We start from the raw sequence: 730 nt of genomic DNA, 5'->3' as shown, positions 1-730 counted from the left end.
TTGGTCCTAACATCGCCACCAATCCCCCCACGCCAATAAGGAAATTGAATCAGTCATATACCCTCAAATCAACAAGAGTTTTTCAACAACATTGGCCGTGAGTGACAACCGGCAGCCAGTCAAACCGCTATGATGCGGCAACGCGGCTAACGACGGCTATGAGCCCAAACTGCATGATGCTGCGCCCCGCACGGGTGTCTGCTTTACAGCGCCCGTCTAAAATTGTCTTCGAATTCTATGTTGGGTTCGGGCCTTTTCCAACCCGCGGATGGGCACGGGTGCCGTCAGACATTCCGATGCAAAGAATGATCTCGTCGGCGCGTGGTGCGTCGGGCACTGACACGGTCATTGTGTCTATGTGATCAAACGACCATGGCTTATCTTTGTGCCCAAGCGGCAGATCAATTTGCCCACCCAATGCACCAACTTTATGGTTGGACGGCATCAGGAACTTACCGCCCCCAATGGCGGCGCGCACAGGTTTGCCAAGGGTCGGGTGCAGCACTGCCGCTCCATGCTCCATAGCACCGGAAGTTCCGATAAGGGCGGCCTTGCCGTAGCAGACTGGCGGTGCGCCAAGCATACTCATCAGTTCCGTCGACAGAGTGTGACCAAGTTCCGCACCAAATTGGAATTGTCTGACGTCAGCGCTTATGGGTCCAAATAGCGGTATTTGCTAAGAGAGGGTTTGTTGCTCATCAGTAACCACTGAGGAGTGGACGATGAGAAA

Annotated in this window: 1 protein-coding gene; it reads right to left on the bottom strand. The window is 54.0% G+C overall.

Annotated features, from left to right (window positions below; translation table 11 throughout):
• Positions 1 to 235: 235 nt before the first annotated feature.
• On the bottom strand, positions 236 to 655 hold the full coding sequence (locus DL239_RS21395) for an amino acid synthesis family protein (RefSeq protein WP_369410613.1): 420 nt from the start codon (positions 653 to 655) through the stop codon (positions 236 to 238).
• Positions 656 to 730: the final 75 nt, after the last annotated feature.

This window comes from Parasedimentitalea denitrificans, from assembly GCF_011813015.1.
Lineage (GTDB): Bacteria > Pseudomonadota > Alphaproteobacteria > Rhodobacterales > Rhodobacteraceae > Parasedimentitalea > Parasedimentitalea denitrificans.
This window is presented reverse-complemented; position numbering and strand designations above follow the sequence as displayed.